Origin of the sequence: Micromonospora sp. A3M-1-15 (genome assembly GCF_024213425.1) — a bacterium.
GTDB lineage: Bacteria > Actinomycetota > Actinomycetes > Mycobacteriales > Micromonosporaceae > Micromonospora > Micromonospora chersina.
Genome location: NZ_JANAVK010000001.1, coordinates 58,075 through 84,100 on the forward strand (window position 1 = coordinate 58,075; position 26,026 = coordinate 84,100).

Genomic DNA, 26,026 nt, shown 5'->3' on the forward strand with positions numbered 1-26,026 from the left:
GACTCCTCGCTGGCGCGCGGTTCGGCGCGCGATGGGGGTTGGAGGCGCCCGGACGTGTCCGCGGGTGCTGTCGCGCCCGGCTGACTGAGGGGTTCGCCGGTCGGCACGACACGTTCACGTCCGGGCCAGGAGACGTTCACATTCGCCGATCTTCTGGTCAACGAGGATGAACCAGGGTCGTGAATGCTTGTCACATTCCGGCACATCCGCCGGGGCGGGTCACTCCCCCGCGACGCGCGTCCGCTCGGCCAGCTCCCGGACCTCGGGCAGGTCGGACCAGCCGCGCGCCAGCCGGGCCCGCAGGCCGCGCAGCTCGTGCCGGATGGTGGTCCGGCCGCTCCCGGCCGCCTCCTCGGCCACCGGGGCGAGCACCGCGACGGCCGCGTCGGGTTCGCCGGCGCAGGCGTGCGCGTCCGCCAGCCGCACCGTGAGCAGCAGGTACGACGGACGCATCCGGGCCGGCAGGTGGGCCAGCGAGCGCGCGGTCGCGTGCACGGCGCGGCGGGCCTCGGCCCGGTCCCCGGTGTGCGCGGCGAGGTCGCGCAGCGCCCCGCCGATCGAGGACTCCGCGCGCACCACACCGGCGTCCCCGGTGAGCCAGGGCGCCTCCGCCGCGTCCCGGTCGTCCAGCCGGTCCAGCCGCCGGCGGGCCAGCAGCACCTGGCGGCGGCATTCGGCGGCGTCCCCGCCCAGGCCGTGCGCCCGGGCCTGGTAGAGGTGGGAGAGGGTGGACATCCAGCCGCGCTGCCGGTCGACCGCGCCGAGCGCCCGCGCGTACGCCAGCGACGAGGCCGGATCCCGGTCCAGCCGGGTCAGCGTGCAGAAGTCGCTGAACAGGGTCGCCCGCGCCACCGCGTCGTCACCCGCCCCCGCCCACCGCAGCCCGTGCGCCACCCAGGCCATGCCCACGACGCTCTGCCCCCGCTGCATGCGCAGCCGGGCGGCGAGCTGGGCGTACTGGGCGGCGAGGCGGAGCAGCGGCAGCGGCGAGCGGCCGGCCCGGTCGACCGTCTCCGCCCAGGCCACCAGCAGGTGCAGGATCCGCTCGATCGAGGTGACCACCTCGGTGGAGACCTGCTCGACCGCTGCCCGCGTGTAGCCGGGCAGCAGCGCGGTGAGGCCGTGCACCAGGTCCGGCACGGGCCGGTCCGGCAGCGCCGCCGGGCCGCCGTGGATCAGTCGGGCGAGCGCCGGCAGCACGTCGTGCGGCCCGGCCACCGCGCACCCGGCGGCGCCGTGCTGCGGGCAGGCGAAACCCGCGTACGGCAGCCGGGTCGGCCAGACCGGCACCCCGGGCGCGGCCAGCGCCTCGGCGCCCTCCACGGCGGGCAGCACCGGGAACAGTGTCGGGTCGGACGGCGCGCCGGACGGCCGGCGGCCGTCGCCCGGCTCGGCCAGCGCCACCAGCGCGCCGCCCGAGCCGAGCAGCGTGTCGAGCCGGGCCGGCAACCCCATCGGGGGCTCCCGCAGGCCGCTCTCCAGCTTGCTGATCACGCTGTAGTGGTAGCCGACGCGCAGGCCGAGCTGCCCCTGGGTCAGCCCGGCCCGCCGGCGCCACACGCGCAGCTCACGGCCGAACCCGGCCCACGGCCGGCCCGGCGGCGGATCCTCGGCATCCATGCGCCCCTCCCACCCGCCCGGCACGCGGGCGCGCGCCGGGCCGGGTGGTGCAGGCATACCCCAACCATCCGAACCCGTCAATCGGGTCCGCGTTCAGCCCCGACGCAGCACGGCCAGGAACATCGCGTCGGTGCCGTGCCGCTGCGGCCACAACTGGACCGTGGGGCCGTCCCCCAGGCCCGGCATGCCGGCGGGCAGCAGCGGCCGGGCGTCGACGAAGTCGACCGGGAAGCCGCACCGCCGGGACGCCTCGGTCACCGTCACGTGCGTCTCCACCGTGTGCGGCGAGCAGGTCACGTACGCGACCAGGCCGCCCGGCCGGACCGCGCGCAGCGCCGCGGTGAGCAGTTCCCGCTGCAACCGGGTCAGCGGCGGCAGGTCCGACGGCTGGCGGCGCCAGCGGGACTCCGGCCGGCGGCGCAGCGAGCCGAGCCCGGTGCACGGGGCGTCGACCAGCACCCGGTCGAAGTGCCCCTCCGGCAGCTTCGGGTCGGCCCCGACCGTGCGCCCGTCGGTGTGCAGCACGGTGACCGGCAGGCCCCGCGTGGCCTGGGCGACGAGCCGGGCCCGGTGCTCGGCGACCTCGACCGCGGTGAGCCGGGCGCCGCGCTCCTCGGCCAGGGCGCCGAGCAGGCCGGCCTTGCCGCCGGGGCCGGCGCACAGGTCGAGCCAGCGGCCGTCCGGCCCGTCCAGCGGCGCCACCGCTAGGGCGTTCGCCACCAGCTGGGAGCCCTCGTCCTGGACGTGCGCGCGCCCCTCGGCCACCGCCGCCAGGTCGCCCGGGGCGCCGCCCGCGAGGTAGACCGCGTACGGCGAGAAGGCGCCGGGCGCCCCGCCGACCTCGTCGGCCAGCGCCACGGGGTCGGCCAGGCCGGGCCGGGCGCACAGGTGCACCGGCGGGCGCTCGTTGTCCTCGATGAGCAGGCGGGCGGTCTCGCGCAGGTCGCCGCCGAGCGCCTCGGCGAAGGCTCGCACGATCCACTGCGGATGGCTGTACGCCAGCGCCAGGTGGCCGATCGGGTCGGTCTCCTCGGACGGGGCGAGCTTCGCCACCCAGCCGTCCGTGTCGCGGCCGGCCACCTCGCGCAGCACCGCGTTGGCGAAGCCGGTGGCCCCGGGACCGACCGTGCGGACCAGGTCCACGGTGGACGACACGGCCGCGTGCGCCGGCACCCGGGTGTGCAGGAGCTGGTAGGTCCCGAGCCGCAGCGCGTCCCGCACCGGCGGGTCGATCCGCTGCACGTCCCGGCCGGCCGCGTCGGTGATGATCGCGTCCAGCGTGCCGGTGTGGCGCAGCGTGCCGTAGGTCAGCTCGGTGGCGAAGGCGGCGTCCCGGCCGGTCAGCCCCTCGTCGCGGAGCATCGCGGGCAGCACCAGGTTGGCGTACGCGTCGTCCCGGTGCACCGCCGCGATCGCCTGGTACGCGACGTGCCGGGGCAGGTCCACGGCCGGACGGACCGGACGCCGGACGCCGCCGCGCCGGTCGGCGCCGAAACGCCCCTCGCGCGGCGGCCCGTCGCCCCGGCGCCCCGGGCGCTCACCGCGCTCCGGGCGGCCCCGGTCCCGGTCCCGCTCGCCACCGCGCCCGGCGTCGCCGGAGCGGCCGCCACGCGGACCGTCGGAGAACCGCCCGGGCTCGGACGGCCCGGTCACGCGAGCACCTCGCCGGCGGCGACCCGGGCGCCGCGCGCCCAGTCGCCGGCCGACATGGCCTTCTTGCCGGCCGCGCGCACCTCGCCGAGCTGCACCGGCACGGTGCCCGTGCCGGCCAGCACGCGGGCCTTCTCGACCAGCAGCTCGCCGGGCTTCAGCTCCGGGCCGTTGGCCACCGGGGTGACCGGGCCGAGCTTGACCCGGTCGCCGCGGAAGGTGGTCCACGGGCCGGGGGCCGGGGTGCAGGCGCGGATCCGGCGGTCCACGGCGAAAGCCGGGTCGGCCCAGCGGACCCGGGCGTCCTCGACGGTGAGCTTCGGCGCGAGGGAGACCCCGTCGGCCGGCTGCGGCTCGGCCCGGGCGGTGCCGGCCTCCAGCGCGTCGAGCACGGCCACGAGCAGCCCGGCGCCGGAGTGGGCGAGCCGCTCCAGCAGGTCCCCGGAGGTGTCGGCGGGCCGGACCTCGTCGGTGACCGTGCCGTAGACCGGGCCGGTGTCCAGGCCCTCCTCCAGCTGGAAGACGCTGGCACCGGTCAGCTCGTCGCCGTGCAGCACGGCGTGCTGCACGGGCGCGGCGCCGCGCCAGGCGGGCAGCAGCGAGAAGTGCAGGTTGATCCAGCCGAGCCGGGGGATCTCCAGCGCCGCCGGCGGCACCAGCGCGCCGTAGGCGACCACCGGCACGCAGTCGGGGGCCAGCTCGCGAAGCCGGTCGAGGAACTCGGGCTCGCGCGGCCGCGCCGGGGTGAGCACCTCGACGCCGTGCGCGTCGGCCCAGGCGCCGACCGGGGAGCGGACCAGGCCCCGGCCGCGGCCGGCGGGAGCGTCGGGGCGGGTGACCACGGCGAGCAGCTCGTGGCCGGAGGCGGCGATGGCGTCGAGCGCGGGCACGGCGACGGCCGGCGTGCCGGCGAAGACCAGGCGCATCCGGGTCACCGCCCCAGGCCGAAGGGGTTGCCGGTGGCGTGCGGGCTGAGCTTGACGGTCGGCGGGGCGGCGGCGTCGTACCACTCGGCCTGCCGGATCGCCTTCATGGCCTCCTTGCGGCCGGCCGGGTCGAGCCGGTCGACGAAGAGCACCCCGTCGAGGTGGTCGGTCTCGTGCTGCACGCAGCGGGCCATGAGGCCGGTGCCGACGATCTGCAGCGGGTCGCCGTAGCCGTTGAAGCCCTTGGCGATGACGTTCTGCCGGCGCTTGGTGTCGAAGTAGAGCCCCGGGATGGACAGGCAGCCCTCGGGGCCGTCCTGTTCCTCCTCGTCGGGGAACTCCAGCACCGGGTTCACCAGGTGGCCGAGGATGTCGTCCACCTCGAAGGTGAACACCCGAAGGCCCACCCCGAGCTGCGGCGCGGCCAGGCCGGCGCCGTTCTGCTCGCGCATCGTGTCGGTCAGGTCGGCGATGAGCTTGCGCAGCTCGGCGTCGAAGTCGACGACCGGGTCGGCCGGCGTGCGCAGCACCGGATCGCCGAACAGACGGATGGGCTGGACGGTCACGCGGAGTGGCTCCTTGTCTGGGACGAGTGGTGCCGTACCAGTCTACGGAGTCGATCCGGTCGCCCCGGCCGGCGTACCGCGATCGGTGACCGGCGACGCTTCGTCACCGACGGTGACCGGCAGGGTGGCGTACCCGCGCAGGGTGAGCCGGACCCGTCGCTCGCCCGGCCCGGCCAGGGCGAGGCCGGGCAGCCGGCGCAGCAGCAGCGGGAACGCCACCTGCGCCTCCAGCCGGGCCAGGCCGGCGCCCAGGCAGTAGTGCGGGCCGGCGCCGAAGGACAGCGGGTGGATCTGCGGGCGCCAGGGGTCGAAGCGCTCCGGCTCGGGGTAACGGCGGGGATCCCGGTTCGCCGCGCCGAGCATCACGATCATCCAGCTCCCCGCGGGCAGGTCGACGTCGCCGTGCCGGGACGGGGCGGTGCTCATGCGGGAGGTGAGCTGCACCGGTGAGTCGTACCGCAGCAGCTCGTCGACGTAGGCGGGCGCGAACTCGGGGTGCTCGCGCAGCGTCGCCGTCTCGCGGGGGTGGTCGAGCAGCACCACCAGGCCGTTGCCGAGCAGGTTGGTCGTGGTCTCGAAGCCGGCCACCAGCAGCACGATCAGGTTCGCCAGCAGCTCGTCGCCGGAGAGGCGATCGCCGTCGGCGTCGTGGGCCTGCACCAGCGCGCTGGTCAGGTCGTCGGCAGGGGCCCGGCGGCGGGCCGCGACCAGGTCCATGAAGTAGTCGCGCAGCTCGCCCGCGCCCCGGTCCGCCACCGCCAGCTCCTCGGGGGTGATCTCGGGCTCCAGCACGCCGGTCAGGTCGGTGGCCCAGCGCCGGAACAGCGGCCGGTCGGCCGCCGGCACGCCGAGCAGCGCGCAGATCACCGCCACCGGCAGGGGGTACGCGAACTCCGCCATGAAGTCCACCGGCGCGCCGTCCCGGCCGCGGGCCATCATCCCGTCGATCAGCAGGTCGGCCTGCGCCTCGACCACGTCGTGCATGGCGGCGATCCGGCGCGGGGTGAAGGCGCCGGCCGCCAGTCGCCGCATCCGGCTGTGGTCGGGCGGGTTGGTGCGCAGCATCGACCGGGAGATCGACAGGACGGCCGGGCTCTCCCGCCAGCCGGGCAGGAACTGGTCGCGCAGGTCGTCGTCCATCACCCCGAACCGGGCGTCGCGGAGCATCGCGTCGGCCTCGGCGTAGCCGGTCACCAGGTAGAAGACCGGACCGGCCTGGACCACCGGGCCGTGCGCGCGCAACCGCTCGTACGTCGGGTACGGGTCGACCCGTCCCGATGGTGACATCAGCAGCGCGAGATCGTCGGCAGCGTCCACGGTCGGCCTCCCCAGGCATCGGAGACCTTCATCATGCTCCGGTCCGCCCGATCGGGCGATCCCGTGCCCCGCCCGGCGGCCCGCTCAGGCGCCGGCGCCCGGCTCCCCCGCCAGCACGGCGCCCCCGCCGAGCAGGGCGTGCTCGGGCAGCGGCAGCTCGAGGCCGTGCGCGGCCTCCCAGTCGTGGATCAGGCCGGGTCGGGCCTGGGCGGCGAAGAAGTCGACCGCGCTCATCCCGCCGACCACCGGCTCGTCCACCTCGGCGACCAGCCGGGCGGGGACCAGCGGGAAGCCGCTCTGGAGGGCGGCGCTGAGCCGGCGGTGGCCGTCGACCACGAAGAAGTACTCGCCGGTGTAGCCGATGTTCACCGGCTCCAGGGCCTCGTCGCCGGATCCGGCCACCTCACCCACGAACTCCGAGTCCCACAGCCCGCGCAGGGTGGTGATGTCCTCGGTCGGGTAGACCCGGGCCGGGTCGAGCAGCAGCAGCGGCTGGCCGTCGCGCAGCACGTCCGCGCCGAGCCGGCCCTCGTAGACGTCGATGACGTGCTGGATCACCTGCTCCGGGGTGGCCCGGGTGGTGTCGCAGACCAGGTCGTAGTTGCGCAGCCGGGCCTTGTCGACGCCGTAGCGCACGATGAACCGGCCGCGCTCGCTCTCGCTGCGCTCGCGGAGCTTGGCCTTCGCCTCCTCCATCGAGGTGTAGCTCTCGGCCGGGCCGGACGGGCGGGCCAGCACCCGCCGGGCCGCCTCGGTCGGCTCGGTGATCATGTGCACCTTGAGCGCGTCGGTGAAGAAGTGCCAGGCCAGCCGGGAGTCCATCACGAGGCTCTCACCGGAGGCGGCGATGTCCCGCTGGAGCTGGTCGACGTAGCCGTCGACGGCCTGGTCCAGCTCGGCGTGCAGGTTGAGCTGGAGGGCGGTCATCTGCCGCTCCTGGGCCATCTGGCGGTAGAGGTCGCCGACGCTGACCCGGCGCAGCCCCAGCCGCTTGGCGATCTCGACGGAAACGGTGCTCTTGCCGCTGCCGAGGTCACCGTTGAAGACGATCGACTGACGAACGGTCACGACTGGTCCACCCCTGATCACCGGCTGATTGACATCATCGAATCCGCGTCGGCTCGACGCACTCCCGCTGCACCGCGCCGCGCCCGGGAGCCGTCGTGCGCCTGGGCATGACGGGCGATGCTATCACGCGTCTTCCACCCATTTGCCGGACGAGGTGTCCGACAAACCCCAGGTCACGACCGTACGCGACGGCTCGGGTGCGCCACGTCACGGGTGGCGGGCGGGCTCAGAACAGGCTGAGCGGGTCGATCTGGAGCCGCACCGGGTCGGCCGCCTTGCGGGCGCTGCGCTGCCCGGCGGCCGTGTGCAGCGCCCCGGCCAGGGCGGCGGCCCGGGCCCGGGGCACCCGGACCAGCATCCGTTCCCGCCCCTCGTCGGCCGGCACCGGGCCGAGCACCTCGGCGCCGTCGGGCAGCCGGGCGCCGGCCAGCAGGTCGGCCACCGCGTCGGCCACGCCGGTGACGCTGGCCATCCGCACCGCCGGCGGGAAGCCCAGCTCGCGGCGCTCGGCCAGTTCCCGGGTGGCGAACCAGGCGGAGTCCCAGCGCAGCAGCGCCTGCACCGGCGCGAGGGCGCCGTCGGCGACCACCACCACCCGGCCGCCGGCCGGGCCGGGTCGGGCCAGCGCCGCGGCGGCCAGCCAGCGGCGCAGCGCCTCCTCACCGGCCCGCAGGTCGGCCCGGGTGAGCAGCGCCCACGAGTCGAGCAGCAGCACCGCCCCGTAGCCGCCCTCGGCGACCGGTTCCGCGCCGGGGGTGGCGATCACCAGGCCGGCGCCCGCCGGCACCGTGGCGAGCACCTCCTCCCGTCCCGAGGTGCGCACCGGCACCCCCGGGAAGGCCCGGCCCAGCTCCTCGGCGGTCCGCCGGGCCCCGGTGACCGAGGCGCGCAGCCGCCGCCCGCCGCACTCCGGGCAGGCGTACGCGGCGGCGACCCGGCCGCACCAGCGGCAGGCGGGCACCCCCTCGGCCGACGGCAGGCCCAGCGGCCCGGCGCAGTGCGGGCAGCGGGCCGGGGCCCGGCAGTCGGCGCAGGCCACCGAGGGCAGGTAGCCGCGGCGGGGCACCTGCACGAGCACCGGCAGGTCGGCGCGGAGCGCGTCCCGGGCGGTGGTCCAGGCCAGGCTGGGCAGCCGGGCGGAGGCGGCACCGGGGTCCCGGGCCAGGTGCGGGTCGTCCCCGGTGGGCGCGATCGCCGGCATCCGGGCCCGTACGGTCGCGCGGTCGGCGACCACCTCGCGGGCCCAGCCGGTCTCCACGAGCAGTTGGGCCTCGGCGGTGCGGGCGTACCCGCCGACCAGGGCCGCGACCCCGGCGAGCTGGGCCCGGGTGAGCAGCACGTCGCGGGCGTGCGGGTAGGGCGCCCGGGGCTCGGCGTGCAGGTCGTCCCCGTCGTCCCAGACGGCGACCAGGCCGAGCCGCTCGACCGGGGCGAACATGGCCGCCCGGGTGCCGATCACCACGGGCACGTCGCCGCGGCGGGCGGCCAGGAAGGCGCGGTAGCGGCGGGCCGGTCCGGCCGCCGCGGAGAGGCAGGCGTGCCGCCCGGTCCCGAGGACGGCGGTCAGGGCGGCGTCCAGCCGGTCCAGGTCGCGGGCGTCGGCCACCACGACCAGGGCGCCCCGGCCGCCGGCCACGGTGGCGGCCACGGCGTCGGCGTACCGGTCGGCCCAGTCCTCGCCGGGCAGCGCCGACCAGACGGCCCGGGCGGCCCGGCCGGCGGTGAGGGCCCGCAGGAACGCCGGTCCGGCCGGGTAGTCCCGCCACCCACGCGGGTCGACCTGGGCGACAGCGTCCGGGCCGGCGTCCGCGGAAGCGTCCGCCGGGGCGGCGGGGTCGGCGGCATCGGCGGAGGCCGGAGTGGCGGCATCGGCGGAGGCCGGGGTGGCGGCATCGGCGGAGGCCGGAGTGGCGGGAAGGGCCGGCCCGGCGGCACCGGCGGAGGCCGCGGTGGCGGGGCTGGTGGCATCGGCGGACGCGGGGACGGTCGGATCGGCGGCGGCCGGCGAGGTGGCCTCGGCGCCGGCCGCGTCGGTCGCCGTGACGTCCTTCTCGACGCGGGCGTGCCGGGGCGGGACGGCGAGCCGGAGCACGTCGGCGAGGCTGCCGGCGTAGCGGTCGGCGACCGCGCGGGCCAGCTCGGCCACCTCCGGCGCCAGCACCGGCACCGGGGAGACCACCTTCTCCAGGTACGCCAGCTTGGGGTGCGCGGACTCCGCGACGCGCTCCAGCAGCCAGCCGTCGACGAGCTGCCCGGCGAAGCGGACCTTCACCCGCACCCCCGGGCGGGCGTCGGCGTCGAGGGTGTCCGGAACGAGGTAGTCGAAGGGGCGGTCGAGGTGCGGCAGGGGCACGTCCACGCAGACGCGAGCGACCGGCGACCCCTCGGCGGGTCGCCGGTCGCCGCGCCTGGTGCCGGTCAGGCTCCCGCGGCCGACTTGAGGTCGGCGGCCCGGTCGGTGCTCTCCCAGGTCAGGTCCGGCAGCTCCCGGCCGAAGTGGCCGTAGGCGGCGGTCTGCTGGTAGATCGGGCGGAGCAGGTTGAGGTCCCGGATGATCGCGGCCGGGCGCAGGTCGAAGACCTCGGCCACGGCCTTCTCGATCGAGGCGACCGGCACGGTCTCGGTGCCGAAGGTCTCGATGAAGAGGCTCACCGGGTGGGCCTTGCCGATCGCGTACGCGACCTGCGCCTCGCAGCGCTCGGCCAGGCCGGCGGCGACGACGTTCTTGGCCACCCAGCGCATGGCGTACGCGGCGGAGCGGTCCACCTTGGACGGGTCCTTGCCGGAGAACGCGCCGCCACCGTGGCGGGCGTAGCCGCCGTACGTGTCGACGATGATCTTCCGGCCGGTGAGGCCGGCGTCGCCCATGGGACCGCCGATCTCGAAGCGCCCCGTCGGGTTGACCAGCAGCCGGTAGCCCTCGGTGTCCAGGCCGAGGCCCTCCAGCTCGGGGGTGATGACGTGGTCGCGGACGTCCGGGGTGAGCAGCGACTCCAGCGAGATGTCGGCCGCGTGCTGGCTGGAGACCACGACGGTGTCGAGCCGGACCGGGCGCAGCCCGTCGTACTCGATGGTCACCTGGGTCTTGCCGTCGGGCCGCAGGTAGGGGATCGTGCCGTCCTTGCGCACCTGGGCGAGCCGGCGGGCGAGCCGGTGGGCGAGCGCGATCGGCAGCGGCATGAGCTCGGGCGTCTCGGAGCAGGCGAAGCCGAACATCATGCCCTGGTCGCCGGCGCCCTGCGCGTCCAGCGCGCTCTCCGACGAGCCGGTACGCAGCTCGAACGCGTTGTCCACGCCCTGCGCGATGTCCGGCGACTGGGCGCCGATGGAGACGCTCACGCCGCAGGAGGCGCCGTCGAAGCCCTTCTTCGACGAGTCGTAGCCGATCGACAGGATGGTGTCCCGCACGATGGTCGGGATGTCGGCGTACGCCTTCGTGGTCACCTCGCCGGCGACGTGCACCTGGCCCGTGGTGATCAGCGTCTCGACCGCGACGCGGCTGTGCGGGTCCTTGGAGAGCAGTGCGTCGAGAATGCCGTCACTGATCTGGTCGGCGATCTTGTCCGGGTGGCCTTCCGTGACCGATTCGGACGTGAAGAGACGTGTCACGGCACTCCTAAGCATGTGAAGACTTTTAAAGGTCGCTCGGCGGCAGTTTAGTCACCGTGCTTCCAGGGTGACCCGGGGAACCGGAGAGTGACCAACCGTCAGGACCGCTCCCGCAACCGGGCGGCCACGAGGTCCCAGACGGCGTCGGCCAGGTCCTCCTTGGGCTGCTCGGGCATCCGGTGCACCGACCCGTCCGCCCCGATCACCGTGGCGGCGTTGGTCTCGGCTCCGAAGACCTTGTCCACCCCGACCTCGTTGATGACGATGAGGTCGGCGCGCTTGCGGGCCAGCTTGGCGCGGCCGTTGGCCTCCGCGTCGCCGGTCTCCGCGGCGAAGACCACCAGCACCTGCTCCGGCCGCCGGCGCCGGCCCAGCTCGGCCGCGATGTCCGGGTTGGTCACCAGCTCGATGGTGGGCGCGCTGCCGTCGTCCGACTTCTTGATCTTACCCGGCGCGTACGTCGCCGGACGGAAATCGGCGGGCGCGGCGGCCATCACGACGGCGTCCGCGTCGGCGGCCGCCTCCAGGGTCGCCTTGCGCAACTCCTCCGTGCTGCCCACCCGGACCAGGTCGGCGCCGGCCGGGTCGGCGAGCGCGACGTTGGCCGAGACCAGGGTGACCCGGGCGCCCCGGGCCACGGCGGCGCGGGCGAAGGCGTAGCCCTGCTTGCCGGAGGAGCGGTTGCCGAGGAAGCGGACCGGGTCGAGCGGCTCCCGGGTGCCGCCGGCGGTGACCACCACGTGCCGGCCGGCCAGGTCGGCGGGGGCGGCGCCGCCGCGGGCGAGGGCCCGGCGGGCGACCGCGAAGATCTCGGCCGGGTCGGGGAGCCGACCCTTGCCGGTGTCCTTGCCGGTGAGCCGGCCGACCGCGGGCTCGATCACCACGACGCCGCGGGACCGCAGGGTGGCCACGTTGGCGACGGTGGCCGGGTGCTCCCACATCTCGGTGTGCATGGCCGGCGCCAGCACCACCGGGCAGCGCGCGGTCAGCAGCGTGTTGGTGAGCAGGTCGTCGGCGAGGCCGTGGGCGGCCTTGGCGAGCAGGTCGGCGGTGGCGGGCGCCACCACGACGAGGTCGGCGTGCTGCCCGAGGCGGACGTGCGGCACCTCGTGCACGTCGGACCAGACGTCGTCGGCGACCGGCTGGCCGGAGAGCGCGGCCCAGGTCGGCGCCCCGACGAACCGGAGCGCCGACGCGGTCGGCACGACCCGGACCCGGTGGCCCGACTCGGTGAAGAGCCGGAGCAGCTCACACGCCTTGTAGGCGGCGATGCCGCCGCCGACCCCGAGGACGATCTCGGCGGCCATCGGCGCGGGCGGGGCTTACGGCTGGTCGGTCGGCTCGGCGGTGAGCAGACCCGCGTTGATCTCGCGCATGGCGATGGAGAGCGGCTTCTCCTGGGGGGTGGTCTCCACCAGCGGGCCGACGTACTCCAGCAGGCCCTCACCGAGCTGGCTGTAGTAGGCGTTGACCTGGCGCGCGCGCTTGGCGGCGAAGATGACCAGCGCGTACTTCGAGGTGGTCTTCTCGAGGAGCTCGTCGATCGGCGGGTTGGTGATGCCCTCGGGGTTGGCGATGGATCCCACGAAATAACCTCTGCGTCTTTGTGCACCGCCCGGAGGCGGTGGCCTCTCAACCGCTCGGGCGCGGTCGGGCCGGAGCCAGGAAGGAAGAACCGAGCAAGCCTACCAGCTCCTCGGCCGCGCGCTCGGTCCGGTCGTGCAGCACGGCGTGTGCGAAGGCGGCCGCGACGGCCGGGTCCGGCCGGTACGCCGGCGGGGTGAGCAGCACCAGCCGGGCGTCCGGGGCCACGGCCCGGACGGCGAGCGCGCCGGGCAGGTCCAGCGGGAGCAGGACCGGCTGCCCCTGCGCGAGCCGGGACCGCACGCCCGCGCGCGGCACCCCGCGCCGGTACGGCCCGATCCGGCTCCACTCCAGCAGCTCGTCGGCCGCGACCATGCGGTCGAAGCCGGTCGCGTCGAGGAAGAGCCGGTCGACGCCGTCCACCTCGCCGGGGCAGGCCGGCCGGGTGGTCGCGGCCACCGGCACCCACACGGACGGGAGGCGCGCCCGGACCAGCTCGACGACACTCCCCCCGCCGGCCCCAGAAGGTCCGGCCAGGACAGTGAGCCGAGCCGCCGGGCGCGCCTCGTCATCCATGCTCACCGCTTGTTTCTACACGGTGGGCCGTTCAGTTGGCGGCGAACTCTCCAAGCAGCGCCTTGCGCTGCTGCTCGCCCAGGCCACGCAGCCGACGGCTGTCAGCGATCTTGAGCTTCTCCATGATCTGGGTGGCTCGGATCTTGCCGATGCCCGGCATCGCCTGGAGCACGGCCGAAACCTTCAGCTTGCCCACGACGTCGTCGGACTCGGCCCGCTCGAGGACGGTGGCGAGGGTGGTCTTGCCCTGCTTGAGCTGCTCCTTCAGCTCAGCACGGGCCTTGCGGATCTCCGCGGCCTTCTCCAGCGCGGCAGCGCGCTGTTCGGGGGTCAGTGACGGGAGCGGCACCAGTTCTCCTCAGGTCCCTAGTACGACGGGCGGGGCGCACCGCCGCATCTGTGAAACGTGGTGTCGCTGGCAACCAAAGGGGTCCGTGGTTCCCAGCGCGGGGAAAACTAGCGGTCAACGGAGTTTTCGGCAACGTGGACGCGCGAAGATCAACGGAAAGTGACCGAGCCGTCAGTCAGTCACGAGGTGGCCAGGGCGGCCCGGCACTCGGCCAGCACCCGGTCGGTGGCGGCCCGCAGAGCCTCCTGGTCGGGCCCCGCGCCCAGCACCTCGCGGGAGTAGGACGGCAGCACCGAGGGCAGGCTGGAGCCGAACACGGTACGCAGGTCCGCGGCCGTCGCGCCCTGCGCGCCGAGCCCGGGGGCGAGCAGCGGACCGTTCACCGCGGCGAGGTCGTGACCCGTGTCGCCGATCGTCGCGCCGACCACGAGTCCGAAGCTGCCGAGGGGATCGGCACCCCGGTTGAGCTGGGAAATCTCGTCGATGACGGTCTGCGCGACGGTGCGCCCGTCGGCCCCGACGGCCCGCTGCACGGCGGCTCCCTCGGGGTTCGAGGTGAGGGCCAGGACGAACACCCCGCCGCCGTGCGCGGCGGCCAGCTCGAACATCGGCGCGAGCGAACCTACTCCGAGGTAGGGACTCGCGGTGACCGCGTCGACATACAGCGGGCTGGATGGATCGAGGTACGCCGAGGCGTACGCGCTGACCGTCGAGCCGATGTCGCCGCGCTTGACGTCCAGCAGAACGAGCGAGCCCGAATTTCGCAACTGTCGGATAGTTGACTCAAGAATTCCGACACCACGGGACCCGAAGCGCTCGAAGAACGCCGACTGGGGCTTGACCACGGCCACGCGGTCGCCGATGGCCTCCACCACGATCCGGCAGAACCGGTCGAGGCCCTCGACGTCGTCGGGCAGTCCCCAGCGGGCGAGCAGCCCGGGGTGCGGGTCGATCCCCACGCAGAGCGGTCCCCGCTCGGCCACGGCCCGGTGCAGGCGGGCGCCGAAGGTCTCCATGCGACTCTCCCTCTCCCTCGCGCGGTCTCGCGCCGCGCTGTCCGGCGACGGGTGCGCCGCCGCTCGTGCTCCTGTCCCGGCCGCCGTGCGGTGGCCGGACCGTCCTGCCGCCACCGGGCGCCGGTCGCCGGTGGCCTCCCGCCGGCTCAGCCCGCCTTGACCGCCGCCTCGATCCCGGCCGCGATCCGGGCCACGTCCGCCTCGTCGGTGACGTACGGGGGCATGGTGTAGACCAGGTCCCGGAACGGCCGCAGCCAGACGCCCTGCCCGACGGCGGCGGCGGTCGCCCGCGGGATGTCCACCTCGTGGTCGAGCTGCACCACGCCGATCGCGCCCAACACCCGCACGTCGGCCACTCCGGGGGTGCCACGGAGCGGCTCCAGACCGGCCCGCAGCCCCTCGGAGATCCTCGCCACCCGCCCCGCCCAGTCCGCGCCCCGCAGCAGGCCCAGGGAGGCGTTGGCGACCGCGCAGGCGAGCGGGTTGCCCATGAAGGTCGGGCCGTGCGCCAGCACCCCGTCGGTGGAGATGCCCCGCGCCACCTCCGGCGTGCAGAGCGCCGCGGCCAGGGTGAGGTAGCCGCCGGTGAGCGCCTTGCCGACGCAGAGCACGTCCGGGGCGACCCCGGCGTGCTCGGCGGCGAACATGGTGCCGGTCCGGCCGAAGCCGGTGGCGATCTCGTCGAAGACCAGCAGGATGCCGTGCGCCCGGGTCACCTCGCGCAGTACCCGCAGGTAGTGCGGGTGGTGGAACCGCATCCCGCCGGCGCCCTGCACGACCGGCTCCACGATCACCGCCGCCAGCTCGCCCGCGTGCCGCTCCACCGCGTCCACAAGCGCCGCCTCGTACGCCGGGTCGGGCGGGGTGTCGAAGCCGGCCGGCGGCACCGGCGCGAACACCTGCCGGGGCAGCACGTCGCCCCAGAGGTGGTGCATGCCGCCCTCGGGGTCGCAGACGCTCATGGGGTGGAACGTGTCGCCGTGGTAGCCGCCCCGCCAGGTGCCCAGCCGGCGGCGTTCCGGCCGCCCCAGGGCCCGCTGGTACTGCAGGCACATCTTCACGGCGACCTCGACGCTTACCGACCCGGAGTCGGCCAGGAAGACGTGCTCCAGGCCGTCCGGGGCCAGCTCCACCAGGGTCCGGGCCAGGCGTACGGCGGGCTCGTGGGTGAGGCCGCCGAACATCACGTGGCTCATCCGGCCGAGCTGGTCGGTGACGGCGGCGTCCAGCACCGGGTGCCGGTAGCCGTGGATCGCCGCCCACCAGGACGACATCCCGTCGACCAGTTCCCGCCCGTCGGCCAGCCGCAGCCGCACCCCCTGGGCGCTCTCCACGACGTACGGCGCGCCGGCCGCCGGCAGGGCCGCGTACGGGTGCCAGACATGCCGCCGGTCGGCGGCGAGGATCTCCTCGGGCGTCACGGTTCTCCTTCGTGGTGTCCGGGCGGCCGGTCAGCGTCGGGCGGCCGCCCGGGCCGCCGACCGGACCAGGGCCGGGCCGCGGTAGATGAAGCCGGTGTAGAGCTGGATCAGGCTCGCGCCGGCGTCGAACATCCGGGCGGCGTCGTCCGGGTCGAGGATGCCGCCGACGCCGACGACCGGCAGCCGGCCGCCGGTCTCCCGGTGCACGAAGGCGACCACCTCCCGGGCGCGGGCGGCCAGCGGGCGGCCGGAGAGGCCCCCGGTCTCCGCACCCCGTGCCCGGTCGGCCGGGGCGAGCCCGTCGCGGGCCAGCGTGGTGTTGGTGGCGATCACCCCCGCCGCGCCGCGGTCGAGGCAGACCTCCAGCAGCTCGGCGATCGCCGGCTCGCTGAGGTCGGGGGCGATCTTCACGAGCACGGGCTTCTCCCCCACCAGGGCCGAGAGCAGCGCGTCCAGGTGGGACCGGTCCTGAAGGGACCGCAGCCCCGGGGTGTTCGGTGAGGACACGTTGACCGCGAAGTAGTCCCCGTGCCCCTTCAGCGCGCGGTAGGAGGCCAGGTAGTCCTCGACGGCCCCGTCCAGCGGGGTCACCTTGGACTTGCCGAGCGAGATGCCCAGCGGCACGCCGATCGGGCGCGGCAGCGCCGCAAGCCGGGCCGCGAGGGCCTCCGCGCCGGCGTTGTTGAAGCCCATCCGGTTGACCACGGCCTCGCTGTCGCGCAGCCGGAACAGCCGGGGCCGGGGGTTGCCCGGCTGGGCGTGCGCGGTGACGGTGCCGACCTCGACGAAGCCGAAGCCCAGCGCCGGCCACGCCGGCAGCGCCACCCCGTTCTTGTCCATCCCGGCCGCCAGCCCCACCGGGTTCGGGAAGTCCACCCCGAACACCGTCCGCGGCGCCGCCTGGAAGTACCGCGCCCGCAGCGCCCTGAGCACGGCCGCCCGCCGGGACACGGAGGCCAGCCGCTCCAACGTCCACTCGTGCGCCGCCTCGGCGTCCCCACCCCCGATCCCGAACAACCGAGGCCGCACAACCTTCTCGAAGATCACGCCGGCCTCCCCCGCCCGGCCGCGTCGATCATGAAGTTGTCGCCACGACACGCCGGCGCGCCGGGCAACAACTTCATGATCGACGGCAGCGGGGGTGTCACTCGCCAGCCCGGAGGGCGGCGTGGAGTTCCTGGAGGGGGCGGACGCGCATGTCGCCGCGGATCCTCGCCTCGATGCCCATTACCGCGGCCGCGGCGCCGGGCACCGTGGTGATGCACGGGATGTCGGCCGTCACGGCGGCGCTGCGGATCTCGTAGCCGTCGGAGCGGGCGCTGGCGCCGGAGCCCTGCGGGGTGTTCACCACCAGGGCCACGTCGCCGCCGAGGATCAGCGAGACGGCGTCCTCGCCCTCGCCCGACTCGTAGTGCTTGCGGATCTGCTCGCAGGCGATGCCGTGCCGGCGCAGCACCTCGGCCGTGCCGGTGGTGGCGACGATCTCGAAGCCCAGGTCGGCCAGGCGCTTGATCGGGAAGATCATGCCGCGCTTGTCCCGGTTGGCCACCGAGACGAAGATCTTGCCGGCGGTCGGCAGCGACCCGTACGCGGCGGACTGCGACTTGGCGAAGGCGTGCCCGAAGTTGGTGTCGATGCCCATCACCTCGCCGGTGGACTTCATCTCCGGGCCGAGCAGCACGTCGATGCCCTTACCGGACGGGGTGCGGAACCGCTTGAACGGCAGCACCGCCTCCTTGACCGCGATCGGGGCGTCGACGGGCATGGTCCCGCCGTCCCCGGTGGGCGGCAGCATCCCCTCGGCGCGCAGCTCGGCGACGGTGGCGCCGAGCGCGATCCGGGCCGCCGCCTTGGCCAGCGGCACGGCGGTGGCCTTCGAGACGAACGGCACCGTCCGGGAGGCGCGCGGGTTGGCCTCCAGCACGTACAGCATGTCGCCCTGGAGCGCGTACTGGACGTTGAGCAGGCCCTTGACCCCGACGCCGCGGGCGATTTCCTCGGTGTAGCGGCGCACCTGGGCCAGGTGCGAGCCGGCCAGGGTGATCGGCGGCAGGGCGCAGGACGAGTCGCCGGAGTGGATGCCGGCCTCCTCGATGTGCTCCATGACGCCGCCCAGGTAGACCGCGCCGTCGGCGTCGACGAGGGCGTCCACGTCGATCTCGATGGCGTCGTCGAGGAAGCGGTCCACCAGCACCGGGTGGTCCGGCGAGATGTCGGTGGCCCGGCCGATGTAGTCGCGCAGGGTGGCGTCGTCGTAGACGATCTCCATGCCCCGGCCGCCGAGCACGTACGACGGGCGGACCAGCACCGGGTAGCCGATCTCGTCGGCGATCGCCTTGGCCTCGTCGTAGGAGGTGGCCATGCCGTGCGCCGGGGCGCGCAGCCCGGCCCGGGCCAGCACCGTGCCGAACGCGCCGCGCTCCTCGGCGAGGTGGATCGACTCCGGGGAGGTGCCGACGATCGGCACGCCGGCGTTCTTGAGCCGCTGGGCCAGGCCGAGCGGCGTCTGCCCGCCGAGCTGCACGATCACCCCGACCACGCCGGGGCCGCCGGCCGCCTTGCCGGAGGTGTCCTCGGCGTGCCAGACCTCCAGCACGTCCTCGAAGGTGAGCGGCTCGAAGTAGAGCCGGTCGGCCGTGTCGTAGTCGGTGGAGACGGTCTCCGGGTTGCAGTTGACCATGACCGTCTCGTAGCCGACCTCCCGGAGCGCCATGACGGCGTGCACGCAGGAGTAGTCGAACTCGATGCCCTGCCCGATCCGGTTCGGCCCGGAACCCAGGATGAGCACCTTGGGCCGGTCCGAGGGCCCGACCTCGGTCTCCTGGTCGTAGGTCGAGTAGTGGTACGGGGTGGTCGCCTCGAACTCGGCCGCGCAGGTGTCCACCGTCTTGTAGACGGGCCGGACCCCGAGCCGGTGCCGCAGCGTGCGGACGCCGTCCTCGGCGGCCAGCTCGGGGCGGAGCGCGGCGAGCTGCCGGTCGGACAGGCCGGACCGCTTGGCCCGGCGCAGCAGGTCGCCGTCGAGCACCGGGGCGTCGACGATCTCGGCCCGCAGCTCCACCAGCGCGGCGATCTGGTCCAGGAACCAGGGGTCCATCCCGCCGGACGCCTCGGCCACCTCGGCGATGGAGGCGCCCAGCCGCAGCGCCCGCTCCACCGTGTAGATCCGGCCGTCGTGCGGCATCCGCAGCGCGGCGAGGGTGTTCTCCTTGGTGGCCCCCTCCGGGTCCGGCGTGGTCCAGAAACCCGATGATTTGGTTTCCATCGAGCGCATGGCCTTGTTCAGCGCCTCGGTGAAGTTGCGCCCGAGGCTCATGGCCTCGCCCACCGACTTCATGGTGGTGGTCAGCTCCGGGTCCGCGCCGGGGAACTTCTCGAACGCGAACCGGGGGATCTTCACCACCACGTAGTCCAGGGTCGGCTCGAACGCCGCCGGGGTCTTCAAGGTGATGTCGTTGGGGATCTCGTCGAGGGTGTAGCCGATGGCCAGCTTCGCGGCGATCTTGGCGATCGGGAAGCCGGTGGCCTTCGACGCGAGGGCCGAGGAGCGGGACACCCGCGGGTTCATCTCGATCACGACGATCCGGCCGTCGGCCGGGTTCACCGCGAACTGGATGTTGCAGCCGCCGGTGTCGACGCCGACCTCGCGGAGGACCGCGATGCCCAGGTCGCGCAGGCGCTGGTACTCCCGGTCGGTCAGCGTCATGGCCGGCGCCACGGTGACGCTGTCGCCGGTGTGCACGCCCATCGGGTCGACGTTCTCGATCGAGCACACCACCACCACGTTGTCGTGGCGGTCGCGCATGAGTTCGAGCTCGTACTCCTTCCAGCCGAGCACGCTCTCCTCGATGAGCACCTCGTGCACGGGGCTGGCGGCCAGGCCGGCGCCGGCGATCCGCTCCAGGTCCTCGTCGGTGTGCGCCATGCCGGACCCGAGGCCGCCCATGGTGAACGACGGCCGGATCACCACGGGCAGGCCCAGCTCGCCGGCGGTGTCGCGGACCTCGTCCATCGAGTGGCAGACCCGGGAGCGGGGCACCAGCGACGACGGGTCGGCCAGGCCCAGGCGTACGGCGGCCTTGGCCACGATGTCCTTGAACAGCTGCCGGTCCTCGCCCCGGTTGATGGCGTCGATGTTGGCGCCGATCAGCTCGACGCCGTACTTCTCCAGGACGCCGGCCTCGTGCAGGGCGACCGCGGTGTTCAGCGCGGTCTGCCCGCCCAGCGTGGGCAGCAGCGCGTCGGGGCGCTCCTTGGCGATGACCAGCTCGACGAACTCGGGGGTGATCGGCTCGACGTACGTGGCGTCGGCGAACTCCGGGTCGGTCATGATCGTCGCCGGGTTGGAGTTGACCAGGCTGACCCGGATCCCCTCGCTGCGCAGCACCCGGCAGGCCTGCGTGCCGGAGTAGTCGAACTCGCAGGCCTGGCCGATGACGATCGGACCGGAGCCGATCACCAGGACGTGCTTGAGGTCGGTCCGCTTAGGCATCCTTGCGCCCCTCGATGAGTTCGGCGAAACGGTCGAAGAGGTAGTCCGCGTCGTGCGGGCCGGCCGCCGCCTCCGGGTGGTACTGGACGGTGAAGGCGGGCACGTCCTTGGCCCGCAGCCCCTCGACCACGTTGTCATTGAGGCAGACATGGGAGACCTGCACGCCGCCGAACTCGGTCTCGATCACCTGGTCGGGGACGACCGCGCCGTGCGCCGCGCCCGGCACCTCGACCGCGAAGCCGTGGTTGTGGCTTGTCACCTCGACCTTGCCGGTGGCCCGGTCGAGCACCGGCTGGTTGATGCCGCGGTGGCCGTAGCCGAGCTTGTAGGTGCCGAAGCCGAGCGCCCGGCCGAGGATCTGGCTGCCGAAGCAGATGCCGAACAGCGGGATCCGCCGGCCCAGCACCTCCCGCGCCAGGGCGACCGGGCCCTCGGCGGTGGCCGGGTCGCCCGGCCCCGGCGAGAAGAAGACCGCGTCCGCGCCGGTGGCCAGCAGGTCCTCGATCGAGGAGCCGGCGGGCAGCACGTGGGTGGTGACGCCGCGGGCGGCGAGCCGGCGCGGCACGTTGCGCTTGATGCCGAGGTCCAGGGCCGCGACGGTGAATCGGTGCTCGCCGACCGCCTCGACCACGTACGGCTTCTCGGTGGTCACCTCGGCGGAGAGGTCCGCGCCGACCATCTGCGGCGCGTGGCGGACCCGGTCGAGCAGCGCCGCCGGGTCGTCGTCGACGCTGGAGATGCCGACCCGCATGGCGCCGCGCTCGCGCAGGTGCCGGGTGAGCGCCCGGGTGTCGACACCGCTGATGCCGACCACGCCCTCGGCGGCGAGCCGGTCCTCCAGGCCGCCGGTGGCCCGCCAGTTGGAGCCGATCCGGGCCGGGTCGCGCACCACGTAGCCGGCCACCCAGATCCGGCCGGACTCGTCGTCCTCGCCGTTGACGCCGGTGTTGCCGATGTGCGGCGCGGTCTGCACCACCACCTGCCGGTGGTAGGAGGGGTCGGTGAGGGTCTCCTGGTAGCCGGTCATGCCGGTGTTGAAGACCGCCTCACCGAAGGTCTCCCCGACGCTGCCGTACGCCTCGCCGTGGAACGTGCGCCCGTCCTCCAGGACGAGGATCGCGGGCCTCCGCTTGGTCATCGAACTGCCTTTCCGTCCAGGACCGTCGGCTCGCCGCGCAGGAAGGTCGCCACGATGCGACCCGGCAGCGTCATGCGGGCGTACGGGGTGTTGCGACTGCGACTGGCCAGTTCCGCCGGCTCGATCACGCGGCGGGCGGCCGGGTCGACCAGGGTCAGGTTGGCCGGCACGCCGGGGGCCGGGTCGAGGCCGTGGGAGTCCAGCCCGGCGATCCGGGCCGGGGCGCGGGACATCCGCTCGGCGATGAGGTCCCACTGCGGCCCGAGCACGTCCAGCGCGATGGAGAGCGCCGTCTCCAGGCCGAGCATGCCCGGCCGGGCGTACGCCCACTCGCACTCCTTGTCCTCCACGGCGTGCGGCGCGTGGTCGGTGGCCACGATGTCGATCACGCCCTCGGCCAGGGCCGCCCGCAGCGCGGCGACGTCGGCCGCGGTGCGCAGCGGCGGGTTGACCTTGTAGACCGGGTCGTAGGGGCCGGTCGGGCTCCAGTTGTCCGCGAGTGCGGGGCTCGCAAGCTCACCCCTCCCGCTCACGACCTCGTCGGTCAGCAGCAGATGGTGCGGGGTCACCTCGGCGGTGACCTTCACCCCCCGCGCCTTGGCGTGGCGCAGCACCTCGACGCTGCCGGCGGTCGAGACGTGGCAGATGTGCAGCCGGCTGCCGACGTGCTCGGCCAGCAGCACGTCGCGGGCGATGATCGCCTCCTCGGCGACCGCCGGCCAACCGGTCAGCCCGAGCCGGGTGGAGACCTCGCCCTCGTGCATCTGCGCGCCCTCGGTGAGCCGGGGCTCCTCGGCGTGCTGGGCGACCACCCCGTCGAACGCCTTGACGTACTCCAGGGCCCGGCGCATCAGCTTCGGGTCGGCGACGCAGTGCCCGTCGTCGGAGAAGATCCGCACCCGGGCCGCCGAGTCGGCCATCGCGCCCAGCTCGGCCAGGCGCTCGCCGGCCAGGCCGACGGTGACCGCGCCGATGGGCTGCACGTCGACCAGGCCGGCCTCCCGGCCGAGCCGCCAGACCTGCTCGACCACGCCGGCCGTGTCGGCCACCGGCGAGGTGTTCGCCATGGCGCACACGGCGGTGTAGCCGCCGAGCGCCGCCGCCCGGGAACCGGACTCGACGGTCTCGGCGTCCTCCCGGCCCGGCTCGCGCAGGTGGGTGTGCAGGTCGACGAGGCCGGGCAGGGCCACCAGGCCGGTGGCGTCGAACACCGTGGCGTCCGGCGCGGTCAGCCCGGCGCCGGCCTCGGCCACGACGCCGTCGCGGATCAGCAGATCGGTCGGCGCGCCGCCGACCACACTCACGTTCCTGATCAGGTACGCGGTCACCGGTTGTTCCCTCCGAGCAGCAGGTAGAGGACGGCCATCCGCACGGAGACCCCGTTGGCGACCTGTTCGACGATGGTGGAGCGGGGCGAGTCGGCCACCTCGGGCGTGATCTCCATCCCCCGGTTCATGGGGCCGGGGTGCATGACGATCGCGTGCTCGGGCAGCCGGCGCATCCGCGGGCCGTCCAGCCCGTAGCGGCGGGCGTACTCGCGGGCCGAGGGGAAGTAGGAGTCGTTCATCCGCTCCCGCTGCACCCGCAGCATCATCACCACGTCCACACCGGGAAGAACGGTGTCGAGGTCGTAGGAGACGTCGGTGCCGGGAGCGAGCGCGGGTGAGATGTCGACCGGAATGAGGGTCGGCGGGCCGACCAGGGTGACCTTCGCGCCGAGGGTGGACAGCAGCAGCACGTTGGAGCGGGCCACCCGGGAGTGCAGCACGTCGCCGACGATCGCCACGTGCAGGCCGTCCAGGCGGCCCAGCCGGGAGCGCATCGTGTAGGCGTCGAGCAGCGCCTGGGTGGGGTGCTCGTGGGTGCCGTCACCGGCGTTGACCACCGAGCCGTCCACCCAGTTGGCCAGCCGGTGCGGGGCGCCGGAGGCGGGGTGCCGGACGACCACCGCATCGGCCCCCATGGCCTGGAGGGTGAGCGCGGTGTCCTTCAGGCTCTCGCCCTTGGCCACGCTGGAGCCCTTGGCGGAGAAGTTGATCACGTCGGCGCTGAGCCGCTTGGCGGCCGCCTCGAACGAGATCCGGGTGCGGGTGGAGTCCTCGTAGAAGAGGTTGACCACGGTGCGGCCGCGCAGCGCGGGGAGCTTCTTGACCTCACGCCCGGCCACGGTGGCCATCTCGGCCGCGGTGTCCAGGATCTGGACGGCGGTGGCCGCGTCCAGGTCGGCCCCGGAGAGCAGGTGGCGGATCATGAGGTGCCTCCGTGCAGCCGGACCTCGTCCGCGCCGTCGGTCTCGGCCAGGGTGACCTTGACGTTCTCGGCGAGCGCCGTGGGAATGTTCTTGCCGACGTAGTCGGCGCGGATCGGCAGCTGGCGGTGTCCCCGGTCGACCAGGACGGCGAGCTGCACCGAGGCCGGGCGGCCGACGTCGGACAGCGCGTCGAGGGCGGCCCGCACGGTGCGGCCGGAGAAGAGCACGTCGTCGACGAGGATCACCCGCCGGCCGTCGATCCCGCCCGGGGGCAGGTCGGTGGGGCCGACCGCGCGGGTGGCGTTGCGGCGCAGGTCGTCGCGGTAGAGCGTGATGTCGAGCACGCCGACCGGGACGGTGACGTCCTCGAAGGTGCTGATCCGGGCGGCGAGGCGCCGCGCGAGCGGGACACCGCGGGTGGGGATGCCGAGCAGCACGGTGTCGGCGGCGCCCTGGGTCTTCTCCAGGATCTGGTGGGCGATGCGGTCGACCACCCGCGACACGTCGGCGGCGGCGAGGATCACCTTCACCGAGGGTTGTCGCGGCGGCGACGGGTGGGCAGCCGGTGGGTAGGCCACGGCGGACCTCCTTCCCCGCCTCACGGGACGGGTCGTTAAAGGACGTCTGGTTGGCTCCGGCGGGCCGCGGAGGGCCCGGACCGGGGCTTCACGCCACGTTACCAGCGGTCACCGGCTGGACCGCCGCCGGTCCTGACCAGTGGGTCAGCGTGGAGAAATGCGGACAAGCCGTACGCCCTCCCCAACTGGGGTCGTCACCAACACTTGACCCCGTGTCGCAATCCCCGTACCGTCACGCTCCGTAGCGATAGCTGGGAGAACCCCGAGCAGCACTGGGAGTGTCCGAATGCCCTCTGAATACGCCAAGTCGCTGGGCGCCCGCCTGCGCTCCATCCGCCAGCAGCAGGGCCTGTCCCTGCAGGGGGTGGAGGAGAAGTCGAACGGGCGGTGGAAGGCCGTGGTGGTCGGCTCGTACGAGCGCGGCGACCGTGCCGTCACCGTGTCCCGCCTGGCGGAGCTGGCCGACTTCTACCGCGTTCCCGTCTCGGAGCTGCTGCCCGACGGCAGCGGAGTGCGCCACGAGCCCACCAGCAAGATCGTTCTGGACCTGGAGCGGCTCTACGACGAGGCCTCCGAGGACCTCGCCTACGTCGCCCGGTACGCCCGCGCCATCCAGCAGCAGCGCGGCGACTACAACGGCCGGGTGCTCTCCATCCGCGCCGACGACCTGCGCGCCCTCGCGATCGTCTACGACGCCTCCCCGTCGGGCCTGATCGAGCGGCTCACCGAGCACGGTGTGCTGGTCGCCGACCCGCGGGCGTTCTTCGCGTCCTGACCCGCACGACACCAAGGGCCCGCGCCGTCCGGCGCGGGCCCTTCGTCGTGCACGAGGTGGTTCAGCGGGTGGCGTACTCGGCGATGCGGCCGAGGATGCCGTTGAGGAAGCGCGGCGAGTCGTCGGTCGACATCTGGCGGGCCAGCTCGACGGCCTCACTGATCGCCACCGCGTCGTCGATCTCGTCGACGTAGAGCAGCTCGTAGACCGCGATGCGGGCCAGGTTGCGGTCGACCGCCGGCATCCGGTCCAGCGTCCACCCCTCGGCGTAGCTGGCGATCACCTCGTCGATCCGGTCCAGGTGCGCCGCGACGCCCTCGACCAGGCCGACCGCGTAGCCCACGTGCTCGGGTCGGGGCTTCTCGATCCGCTCCAGGTAGCCGGCGAGCACCTCCACGGGCGGCCGGTCCCGCAGGTCGGCCTCGAAGAGCACGTCCAGCGCCCGCTTGCGCGCCTTGCGGCGCGCCGGCATCTGCTGCTTGGGACCCTCGGCCATCAGGCTCGGCCGAGGTAACGGCCGTCGCGGGTGTCGACCTTGATCTTCTCGCCGGTGGTGATGAAGAGCGGCACCTGGACGGTCGCGCCGGTCTCGACGGTGGCCGGCTTGTTGCCGCCGGTCGACCGGTCGCCCTGCAGACCCGGCTCGGTGTAGGTGATCTCCAGCACGACCGAGGTCGGCAGCTCGATGTAGAGCGGCACGCCCTCGTGGGTGGCGACGGTGGCCTCGGCCTCCGGGAGGAGGTAGTTGGCCGCCTCGCCGACGGTGCCGCCAAGGACGGTGATCTGGTCGAACGTCTCCAGGTCCATGAAGACGTAGTCCTCGCCGTCGGCGTAGAGGTACTGCATGGTGCGCTTGTCGACGGTCGCGGTCTCGACCTTCGTGCCCGCGTTGAAGGTCTTGTCGACCACCTTGCCGGACAGCACGTTCTTCAGCGTGGTACGCACGAACGCACCGCCCTTACCGGGCTTGACGTGCTGGAACTCGACGACGGCCCACAGCTCGCCGTCGAGGTTGAGTACCAGGCCGTTCTTGAGGTCGTTGGTGGTGGCCATTTCCTGCCTTGATCATCAATTGGCGGACAGACCTGTG

General features: G+C 74.2%; 23 protein-coding genes. 1 reads left to right on the forward strand and 22 read right to left on the reverse strand.

Annotated elements, in window-relative coordinates; all coding sequences use genetic code 11:
* Positions 1 to 219: 219 nt before the first annotated feature.
* The 20 genes from NLX85_RS00300 to pyrR form a co-directional block, all read right to left on the reverse strand.
* Positions 220 to 1,620 carry a helix-turn-helix transcriptional regulator gene (locus tag NLX85_RS00300; RefSeq protein ID WP_254331018.1) on the reverse strand — a complete coding sequence of 467 codons (1,401 nt, stop codon included), beginning with the start codon at positions 1,618 to 1,620 and terminating at the stop codon, positions 220 to 222.
* 93 nt (positions 1,621 to 1,713) lie between these two features.
* Positions 1,714 to 3,273 carry an RsmB/NOP family class I SAM-dependent RNA methyltransferase gene (locus NLX85_RS00305; RefSeq protein WP_254331019.1) on the reverse strand — a complete coding sequence of 520 codons (1,560 nt, stop codon included), beginning with the start codon at positions 3,271 to 3,273 and terminating at the stop codon, positions 1,714 to 1,716.
* A complete protein-coding gene (fmt, locus tag NLX85_RS00310) occupies positions 3,270 to 4,196 on the reverse strand; it encodes a methionyl-tRNA formyltransferase (RefSeq protein WP_148426965.1) in 927 nt (308 codons plus the stop codon). Before fmt ends, NLX85_RS00305 begins: the two co-directional genes overlap by 4 nt.
* A gap of 5 nt (positions 4,197 to 4,201) precedes the next feature.
* Positions 4,202 to 4,762 (reverse strand): peptide deformylase, encoded by a 561-nt coding sequence (gene def, locus NLX85_RS00315; protein ID WP_254331020.1) that lies wholly within the window; start codon positions 4,760 to 4,762, stop codon positions 4,202 to 4,204.
* 42 nt (positions 4,763 to 4,804) lie between these two features.
* A complete protein-coding gene (locus tag NLX85_RS00320) occupies positions 4,805 to 6,049 on the reverse strand; it encodes a cytochrome P450 (protein ID WP_256566181.1) in 1,245 nt (414 codons plus the stop codon).
* A gap of 114 nt (positions 6,050 to 6,163) precedes the next feature.
* Positions 6,164 to 7,147: an AAA family ATPase gene (locus NLX85_RS00325; protein ID WP_254331022.1), complete on the reverse strand. Its 984-nt coding sequence runs from the start codon at positions 7,145 to 7,147 to the stop codon at positions 6,164 to 6,166.
* Between the two features lie 226 nt (positions 7,148 to 7,373).
* Positions 7,374 to 9,506 (reverse strand): primosomal protein N', encoded by a 2,133-nt coding sequence (locus tag NLX85_RS00330; protein ID WP_254331023.1) that lies wholly within the window; start codon positions 9,504 to 9,506, stop codon positions 7,374 to 7,376.
* Positions 9,507 to 9,565: 59 nt separating this feature from the next.
* Entirely contained in the window at positions 9,566 to 10,756 is a 1,191-nt protein-coding gene (gene metK, locus NLX85_RS00335; RefSeq protein ID WP_229791991.1) for a methionine adenosyltransferase, read from the reverse strand.
* A gap of 98 nt (positions 10,757 to 10,854) precedes the next feature.
* Positions 10,855 to 12,063: a bifunctional phosphopantothenoylcysteine decarboxylase/phosphopantothenate--cysteine ligase CoaBC gene (gene coaBC / locus NLX85_RS00340; RefSeq protein ID WP_254331024.1), complete on the reverse strand. Its 1,209-nt coding sequence runs from the start codon at positions 12,061 to 12,063 to the stop codon at positions 10,855 to 10,857.
* 15 nt (positions 12,064 to 12,078) lie between these two features.
* Entirely contained in the window at positions 12,079 to 12,342 is a 264-nt protein-coding gene (rpoZ, locus tag NLX85_RS00345) for a DNA-directed RNA polymerase subunit omega (RefSeq protein WP_007075826.1), read from the reverse strand.
* Positions 12,343 to 12,388: 46 nt separating this feature from the next.
* Positions 12,389 to 12,922 (reverse strand): guanylate kinase, encoded by a 534-nt coding sequence (locus NLX85_RS00350; RefSeq protein ID WP_254331025.1) that lies wholly within the window; start codon positions 12,920 to 12,922, stop codon positions 12,389 to 12,391.
* 25 nt (positions 12,923 to 12,947) lie between these two features.
* On the reverse strand, positions 12,948 to 13,265 hold the full coding sequence (gene mihF, locus NLX85_RS00355) for an integration host factor, actinobacterial type (protein WP_013285515.1): 318 nt from the start codon (positions 13,263 to 13,265) through the stop codon (positions 12,948 to 12,950).
* Positions 13,266 to 13,444: 179 nt separating this feature from the next.
* Entirely contained in the window at positions 13,445 to 14,281 is an 837-nt protein-coding gene (gene pyrF / locus NLX85_RS00360) for an orotidine-5'-phosphate decarboxylase (RefSeq protein WP_254331026.1), read from the reverse strand.
* Positions 14,282 to 14,427: 146 nt separating this feature from the next.
* On the reverse strand, positions 14,428 to 15,702 hold the full coding sequence (locus NLX85_RS00365) for an adenosylmethionine--8-amino-7-oxononanoate transaminase (protein WP_254331027.1): 1,275 nt from the start codon (positions 15,700 to 15,702) through the stop codon (positions 14,428 to 14,430).
* Between the two features lie 30 nt (positions 15,703 to 15,732).
* Positions 15,733 to 16,749, reverse strand: a complete 1,017-nt coding sequence (locus NLX85_RS00370) for a quinone-dependent dihydroorotate dehydrogenase (RefSeq protein ID WP_254331028.1) — start codon at positions 16,747 to 16,749, stop codon at positions 15,733 to 15,735.
* A 97-nt stretch (positions 16,750 to 16,846) separates the two neighbouring features.
* Complete coding sequence (carB, locus tag NLX85_RS00375; protein ID WP_254331029.1) at positions 16,847 to 20,194, reverse strand: carbamoyl-phosphate synthase large subunit; 3,348 nt, start codon at positions 20,192 to 20,194, stop codon at positions 16,847 to 16,849.
* Positions 20,187 to 21,332 carry a glutamine-hydrolyzing carbamoyl-phosphate synthase small subunit gene (gene carA / locus NLX85_RS00380; RefSeq protein WP_254331030.1) on the reverse strand — a complete coding sequence of 382 codons (1,146 nt, stop codon included), beginning with the start codon at positions 21,330 to 21,332 and terminating at the stop codon, positions 20,187 to 20,189. The genes carB and carA overlap by 8 nt, the downstream gene beginning before the upstream one ends.
* Positions 21,329 to 22,660, reverse strand: coding sequence for a dihydroorotase (locus NLX85_RS00385; protein ID WP_254331031.1), 1,332 nt, complete (start codon positions 22,658 to 22,660; stop codon positions 21,329 to 21,331). The genes carA and NLX85_RS00385 overlap by 4 nt, the downstream gene beginning before the upstream one ends.
* Positions 22,657 to 23,583: an aspartate carbamoyltransferase catalytic subunit gene (locus tag NLX85_RS00390; protein WP_254331032.1), complete on the reverse strand. Its 927-nt coding sequence runs from the start codon at positions 23,581 to 23,583 to the stop codon at positions 22,657 to 22,659. The genes NLX85_RS00385 and NLX85_RS00390 overlap by 4 nt, the downstream gene beginning before the upstream one ends.
* On the reverse strand, positions 23,580 to 24,161 hold the full coding sequence (gene pyrR, locus NLX85_RS00395; RefSeq protein WP_148426723.1) for a bifunctional pyr operon transcriptional regulator/uracil phosphoribosyltransferase PyrR: 582 nt from the start codon (positions 24,159 to 24,161) through the stop codon (positions 23,580 to 23,582). The genes NLX85_RS00390 and pyrR overlap by 4 nt, the downstream gene beginning before the upstream one ends.
* A gap of 286 nt (positions 24,162 to 24,447) precedes the next feature.
* On the opposite strand from pyrR, the gene NLX85_RS00400 reads away from it, so the two are divergent.
* Complete coding sequence (locus tag NLX85_RS00400) at positions 24,448 to 24,936, forward strand: transcriptional regulator (RefSeq protein ID WP_013285505.1); 489 nt, start codon at positions 24,448 to 24,450, stop codon at positions 24,934 to 24,936.
* Between the two features lie 61 nt (positions 24,937 to 24,997).
* Here NLX85_RS00400 and nusB read toward each other — a convergent pair whose 3' ends face one another.
* Positions 24,998 to 25,408 (reverse strand): transcription antitermination factor NusB, encoded by a 411-nt coding sequence (nusB, locus tag NLX85_RS00405; protein ID WP_210406048.1) that lies wholly within the window; start codon positions 25,406 to 25,408, stop codon positions 24,998 to 25,000.
* A gap of 23 nt (positions 25,409 to 25,431) precedes the next feature.
* Positions 25,432 to 25,989, reverse strand: coding sequence for an elongation factor P (gene efp / locus NLX85_RS00410; RefSeq protein ID WP_212836907.1), 558 nt, complete (start codon positions 25,987 to 25,989; stop codon positions 25,432 to 25,434).
* Positions 25,990 to 26,026: the final 37 nt, after the last annotated feature.